Source organism: Acinetobacter sp. YH12201 (assembly GCF_013418145.1).
In the GTDB taxonomy this organism is placed as follows: Bacteria; Pseudomonadota; Gammaproteobacteria; order Pseudomonadales; family Moraxellaceae; genus Acinetobacter.
In genome coordinates this window covers 1-6,387 of sequence record NZ_VPCP01000120.1, presented here as the reverse complement: position 1 = coordinate 6,387, position 6,387 = coordinate 1, and the positions used below count along the sequence as shown (strand labels likewise).

Sequence of the window (6,387 nt, the reverse complement as noted above, 5' to 3'; positions counted from 1 at the left end):
AGCAACAGGAGGTGTTGCTGAATATATATCCATGTTCATGGATTAAGTCCCCACTTGTTTTTAGGTGGGAACTAAATTAAGGCTTATAGGATCGCTTGGTAAGGCTGTGTTAGCCGGATGCTTACATCCATTCAGCCTAGTCTATTTGGTATAGCGACTGTTGAAGCTCGTCATAATTACAAGATTGGTCCCACAACGGCAGGTCGTCTTAAAAACCTTCGAGTCGATATAGGAGATGCTGTACAAGCTGGACAACTTTTAGGGGGAATGGATCCCGTTGATTTAGAAGAAAAAATACTTGCGCAACGTGCCATTATCCAAAAAATCATCTCTCAGCAACAAGATATTCAAATTCGTCAAAAGTTTGCACAGCAACAAGTTCAACGCTATCAGCAACTCACCAAAATCAATGCCACCAGTCAAGAGTCACTCGCCATTAAGCAGCAGGAACTTGATCTTGCTACAACGGCACTTGGCTCAATGCAGCAAGAACTTAATAAAGCCCGTGCAGACCTCAATACACTACAAGCCCAGCGCGACAATTTAAATTTAATGGCAACAGCACCAGGTATAGTCACAGCCCGTTATGCAGAACCTGGCTCTACTGTAGTTGCAGGGCAAACCGTATTGGAAATTGTAGACCCGAAGTCTATTTGGTTGAATACACGCTTCGATCAATCTAGTGCGATTGGCTTAGCCTCAGGTTTACCTGCGCAAATTCATTTACGCTCGCGTCAAAGTAGCACACTTTCAGGTCAAATCTTATGGGTAGAGCCTCGTGCAGATGCTATTACCGAAGAAATCTTAGCCAAAGTAGTCTTTAGTCAACAACCTAACCCTCTACCCCCTTTAGGCGAATTAGCAGAAGTGACAATTAAACTAGCACCACTGTCTCGCAGCCTTGCTATTCCAAATGCTGCTATTCACCGCATCAATAACCAAGTCGGTGTCTGGAAAGTGACAGATCAAAAACTACAATTTATTGACATTAAACTAGGTCGCTCTAATTTAGAGGGTGATGTTCAAGTACTCGATGGTCTATCAGAAAATGATCAAATCGTTTTATATAGTGAAAAACCACTTAATGCGAAAAACCGTTTGCATATTGTAAAAAATCTTGCAGGAACATCTGAATGATTAGCTTAGCCGGTCGGGATATATTCCAGTCATGGGGTAAGTTTGTTTTTACTGGTTTTGGACTTGGCTTGTTGATCGGCGTGACTCTAATTATGGCGGGTGTCTACCGTGGTATGGTGGATGATGCCAAAGCATTATTGAATAACAGTGGAGCCGACCTTTGGGTTGTGCAACAAGATACGCTTGGTCCATATGCCGAATCCTCTAGTGTGCGTGATGATTTATATCGTAGTATCAGGAACATACCTGGTGTGGCACATGCCTCAAATATTACTTATCTGACCACACAAGTTCATTACAAAGATAAAGATATCCGTGCGATGGTGGTTGGAATCCATACAGGTGAACATGCCTGGAATAATTTAGGCTGGCCACCTTACCTTTTAGCGGGACGTCAATTGACTCGAGGGCACTATGAAGCTGTTGTAGACATCACTTCAGGACTTAAATTAGGTGATCGCATCAAAATCCGTCGTAATTATTTTACTGTAGTAGGATTGACTCGACGAATGGTGTCATCAGGTGGTGACCCGATGATTTTTATTCCGATTAAAGATGCACAACAAGCCCAATTTCAAAAAGATAATGCGGCAATTTTACAAGACCGCCGACGTACCGCACAAAATCCAATTTACAATCGGCCTGCTTATCCAGATTTATTAGACAGTGTTCTGAGTGCTCAAACCAGCAATCGTTATGTAAATGCAATTTTAGTCCGTCTTAAAACTGGTACTTCCGCAGAAGATACTGCTGCACACATCCAACGTTGGCAGCAACTGACTGTCTACACGCGTCTTCAAATGGAACATATTTTAATTAGCAAGATGATTGCAACGTCAGCAAGGCAGATTGCGATGTTTTTAGTAATTTTGGCTTTGGTGAGTGCGGCAATTGTGGCATTTATTATTTATACACTCACCATGGATAAAATTCGAGAAATTGCAGTTTTGAAACTAATTGGAACACGCAACCGAACGATTGCCTGGATGATCTTACAGCAAGCTCTCTCACTTGGTCTAATTGGATTTACTATAGGTAAAATCACCTCAACCTTTGCTGCGCCATATTTTCCAAAGTATGTATTATTGATTCCTCAGGATTCTATTCTTGGATTTATTGCTGTGATGTTGATTTGTATGTTGGCAAGTCTAGTAGCTATTCGTATGGCATTACGTATTGATCCAGCCGAAGCAATTGGAGGATAACACATGACCCACGGAATTTTAATTGAGGGTTTAAAAAAACGTTTTGGGCAAGGTGATAATGCTTTTTATGCATTAAAAGATGTCAATATGTGGGTGGATCCAGGAGAAGTTGTTGGACTGATTGGTCCGTCAGGTTCAGGTAAAAGTACCTTATTAAAATGTTTAGGCGCTGTGATTGATCCCACTGAAGGACGTATGACTTTAGGGAATGAAGTGATTTTTGATCAACACTGGTTAGTAAAAGATTTAAACGCATTACGACGTGACAAAATTGGTTTTATGTTCCAAACACCTTATTTGATTCCTTTTTTGAATGTTTTAGATAATGTTGCGCTATTACCTATGCTGGCAGGTGTTCCTAATAACATAGCACGTGCAAGTGCTTTAGAAATTTTAACGGCTTTAGATGTTCAGCATCGTATTCATGCCATGCCTGGGCAATTATCAGGTGGTGAACAACAACGTGTAGCTATTGCACGCGGCTTGATTAATAAGCCACCTGTCATTTTGGCAGATGAGCCAACGGCACCTTTAGACAGCGTTCGTGCCATGACTGTAATTCGTTTGTTGCACGAAATGGCGGAAAAATTTCAAACAGCAATTATTGTTGTTACACATGACGATAAAATTATTCCGACTTTCCAGCGACTGTATCATATTCGTGAGGGAATAACGTATGAAGAAAAAGGAGAAGGTCGTAGTTTCTAAAAGCTTAGAAATTTAAAGTATTTTATCTAGTTGATAGATTTAGATTAATAGCTTAATTTTTTCAATAAGCTGAATAAATTTTCTTTTTATTGCGTTGTTTTAAGTGGTATTCATCTGCTTTGGATAAACGAATAGTTTTTATATTTTTACGATGATATGTAATTGAACCAAATGTCTTGATTCCTCAAATTTGATTTTTAATTCTTGACTTGATATATCCACGAACAGCATAGAATTTTGTTTTTAAGCCTTCTACCAAATGCTCAATCATTTTAATGTCTGCTGTATGTTCATTAGGTAAAGCTGTACTGACAATCTTGCCTGACTGACTCATGATTAAATGCAGCTTACAGCCAAAGAACTAGTCCATTGAGCTTTTACCGCGTGTTGCAATGGTAGATATTTATACCGTTGAATACGCTGATTTTTGCATACAGGCAGCGTAGTCGATCGATCCAAAATAATAATTGCTCTGATAATCTTTCATCAAGGCAAAATGTAAAGCATACAGTGCCAATCGATGTGCTCTGATGAGATAAACTATCCGTTGTTAACAAGGTAAATATCTAAAGAGTTGACCGTGATTTTGCTTTAATGAAAAGAATAAAGCTTTGAGATTATGGAAATACGAAAATTTATACTAAATGGCAATAAACACGATTTACGAAACTTTTAATTGAGAGGATCGTATTTTAAAAATTGCCAATAAGTTACTTCGATTTTTGAAAAAAGTCATCAATCATGCAGAAGAAATATGTAAAATCAAACATGGTTTCTGAAAGCGTAGGTTGTGTGGTAACTCCCTAATAGTATGTAGCCACCTTTTTTTTAAGCCAATTTCTTATCCACAATTCAGGTTATATTGATTTAAAAAGAGTATAAATCCTATGAAATTTATTAAAAACTTGAGCTTGTCTTTTCTGCTGTTTTTTTCAAGTTTATCGATTGCAGTAGCAGAAACAACAAAAGATCCATTATTTGTATTGCTTACCAGTAATGATGCCCATCGTACAAAGATGGCCATCGGCATGAGTAATAATCAATTCCAAAAAGGGCATCCCTTGACTGTATATTTAGTCGATCAAGGGGTTATGCTTGCTTCTAGCCGCTTCGAACATAGATATGCAGAGCATCAGGCCATGCTGAAAAATATAATGGTCAATGGTGGACAAGTCTTTATCTGTAAAATGTGTATGGATCAATATGGTGTTAAAGATGGTGATCTTATCAAAGGTTTAAAATATGCGAATCCTGATGATATGGGGGAAGCAATTTTTCAACCTGGTACCAAAACTCTATCATGGTGATTTAATCAGATTCCTTATAACAAAGTATAATAAAACCTATTAAATCCACGTGACGTTACTCAGAGAACTATAAAGCTACAGCCGTGAAATTTCAGGGCTGTAGCTTTATAGAAATACCACAACTTTTCGCAACAAGAATAGCATTCAGTATTCCTGCTAATAGCTCAGGAAGAGAAGAATTTCATTTGGATGGTCTACTTTTAGATGAAATATGCATTTTCAATTGCTTAACCATTAAATAAAAAGTTGACAATGAGATACCCCAATGTATCGCTTTGAACTAAGGATCAGAACGAAGATTGTTTTTTGATTTATGAAAGAAGTTTAATAATATTAGACAATAATGAGAATACTTATTATATTATAAATATATAAACTATATTGATATCTACTTCAAAAGGATATTATGAAAACCCCAAACCAGCTAATAGCTGAAACTAAAAATAAGGTTATTGAAATAAAAGTCGAGAAGCTCTACGAGAAATATTTAGAATATCCTGACTTAATTTTAATAGACGTTCGTGAACCTGAAGAATACAAAACTGTAGCTATTGATCGAGCTGTAAATTTTCCACGAGGGATGCTGGAAATGAAAATAGCCCAACATCCCCTAGTGAATCACCATTGCGAAATTGAACATTCTTTACAGGAACTATCAGAAAAAGATATTTATTTAATCTGTGGTACAGGAGCTCGTTCAGCTCTATCAATTCAAGCACTTCAAAATATGGGATTTGAAAAACTTTATTCTGTAGAAGGTGGTATGCAAGCTTGGATTGATGCAGGTTATCCAACCATTTCTTATTTAAATTAATTCCCCCCCTAAGGAGACTGTAAATGTCTAACCTAGATGAAGTTGTAACATTTCCACAATTAAATAAGCCAGCACCAAATTTCAATGCCAAAACTACTCATGGTATGAAAAGTTTAGAAGATTACAAGGGAAAATGGTTAGTTCTTTTCTCACATCCAGCTGACTTTACACCTGTTTGTACTACTGAATTTATGGGTTTTGCAACTCGCGCTGAGCAATTCGCTGAACTGAACTGTGAACTATTAGGTTTATCAATTGATAGTGTACATTCACATATTGCTTGGGCACGTAGTATTGAAGAAAATTTTGGCATTAAAATCCCATTCCCAATTATTGCCGATCTTTCAATGGAAGTTGCCAAAGCTTATGGCATGATCCAACCAGGTGCTAGTGATACAGCAGCTGTTCGTGCGACTTTTATTATCGATCCTGAAGGTATCTTACGTGCAATGGTTTATTACCCTATGAGTAATGGACGTAGTATTGATGAGTTTCTTCGTGTACTTAAAGCGTTACAGACTTCTGATGAATACAAAGTTGCTACACCTGAAAATTGGCAACCGGGCCAAGAAGTGATTGTGCCACCACCAGTAACAATGGAAGCTGCTGATACACGTAAATCTGAAGGCTACAACTATGTAGATTGGTACTATAGCACTAAATCACTATAATTTGAAATTAGTTCTTTACTTCAAATTGTAGTAATAAAAATATGAGGCAGTTAGCCTCATATTTTTATTTATCATCTGACAAAATTTATTCTAAAAGACTTCTTAACATCCATGCAGTTTTCTCATGAATATCTAATCGTTGTGTGAGTACATCTGCTGTTGGCTGGTCATTCGCCTCATCCACAACATCAAATATACTTCTTGCAGTTCTCGCAACCGCTTCATGTGCATTAACCAGTAACTGAATCATTTCATTTGCTTTAGGAACACTCTCGACTTCCTTGATTGAAGCTAATTTTATAAATTGCTTATAAGTACCTGGTGCAGGAAAACCTAAAGCACGGATACGCTCAGCAATTACATCTAGTGCATTCCACTGTTCAGTATATTGGTCCATGAACATGTTGTGCAGGCTGTTAAACTGAACCGTACCGGGTTTGTCGGAGACTTTTTTATTTAAGTTAGGCCACCTGACCTAACGGGTTAATCTTATCATAGTACATTGCTTCAAACTCAAAAGGCGATACATAACCCAGTGCACTGTG

The 6,387-nt window shown here is 37.6% G+C and carries 6 protein-coding genes and 2 pseudogenes; 6 read left to right on the top strand and 2 right to left on the bottom strand.

What is annotated here, in order from left to right; genetic code table 11:
* Window positions 1–117: 117 nt before the first annotated feature.
* From FTU91_RS15295 to FTU91_RS15285, 3 genes are read left to right on the top strand one after another with little or no spacing between them, the layout of a single operon-like run.
* Complete coding sequence (locus FTU91_RS15295) at window positions 118–1,137, top strand: efflux RND transporter periplasmic adaptor subunit (RefSeq protein ID WP_180082779.1); 1,020 nt, start codon at window positions 118–120, stop codon at window positions 1,135–1,137.
* A complete protein-coding gene (locus FTU91_RS15290; RefSeq protein WP_166171443.1) occupies window positions 1,134–2,342 on the top strand; it encodes an ABC transporter permease in 1,209 nt (402 codons plus the stop codon). Before FTU91_RS15295 ends, FTU91_RS15290 begins: the two co-directional genes overlap by 4 nt.
* Before the next feature lie 3 nt (window positions 2,343–2,345).
* Entirely contained in the window at window positions 2,346–3,050 is a 705-nt protein-coding gene (locus FTU91_RS15285; RefSeq protein ID WP_166171442.1) for an ABC transporter ATP-binding protein, read from the top strand.
* 59 nt (window positions 3,051–3,109) lie between these two features.
* Here the strand turns inward: FTU91_RS15285 and FTU91_RS16720 are convergent.
* Window positions 3,110–3,820, bottom strand: a pseudogene (locus FTU91_RS16720) (transposase); the annotation flags it as partial.
* A 117-nt stretch (window positions 3,821–3,937) separates the two neighbouring features.
* Here FTU91_RS16720 and FTU91_RS15275 point away from each other — a divergent pair.
* The 3 genes from FTU91_RS15275 (at window position 3,938) to FTU91_RS15265 (ending at window position 5,842) form a co-directional block, all read left to right on the top strand.
* Complete coding sequence (locus FTU91_RS15275) at window positions 3,938–4,357, top strand: DsrE family protein (protein ID WP_180044076.1); 420 nt, start codon at window positions 3,938–3,940, stop codon at window positions 4,355–4,357.
* Between the two features lie 406 nt (window positions 4,358–4,763).
* Window positions 4,764–5,171, top strand: coding sequence for a rhodanese-like domain-containing protein (locus tag FTU91_RS15270; protein WP_004973758.1), 408 nt, complete (start codon window positions 4,764–4,766; stop codon window positions 5,169–5,171).
* 23 nt (window positions 5,172–5,194) lie between these two features.
* Window positions 5,195–5,842 carry a peroxiredoxin gene (locus tag FTU91_RS15265; protein ID WP_086194912.1) on the top strand — a complete coding sequence of 216 codons (648 nt, stop codon included), beginning with the start codon at window positions 5,195–5,197 and terminating at the stop codon, window positions 5,840–5,842.
* Between the two features lie 85 nt (window positions 5,843–5,927).
* Here the strand turns inward: FTU91_RS15265 and FTU91_RS15260 are convergent.
* Window positions 5,928–6,266 (bottom strand): annotated as a pseudogene (locus tag FTU91_RS15260) (Dps family protein); the annotation flags it as partial.
* Window positions 6,267–6,387 lie beyond the last annotated feature (121 nt).

What these genes read in the sequence shown, in the direction of transcription:
- FTU91_RS15295 (WP_180082779.1), top strand. Translation starts at nt 118, where the DNA reads ATGCTTACATCCATTCAGCCTAGTCTATTTGGTATAGCGACTGTTGAA.
- FTU91_RS15285 (WP_166171442.1), top strand. Translation starts at nt 2,346, where the DNA reads ATGACCCACGGAATTTTAATTGAGGGTTTAAAAAAACGTTTTGGGCAA.
- FTU91_RS15270 (WP_004973758.1), top strand. Translation starts at nt 4,764, where the DNA reads ATGAAAACCCCAAACCAGCTAATAGCTGAAACTAAAAATAAGGTTATT.
- FTU91_RS15290 (WP_166171443.1), top strand. Translation starts at nt 1,134, where the DNA reads ATGATTAGCTTAGCCGGTCGGGATATATTCCAGTCATGGGGTAAGTTT.
- FTU91_RS15275 (WP_180044076.1), top strand. Translation starts at nt 3,938, where the DNA reads ATGAAATTTATTAAAAACTTGAGCTTGTCTTTTCTGCTGTTTTTTTCA.
- FTU91_RS15265 (WP_086194912.1), top strand. Translation starts at nt 5,195, where the DNA reads ATGTCTAACCTAGATGAAGTTGTAACATTTCCACAATTAAATAAGCCA.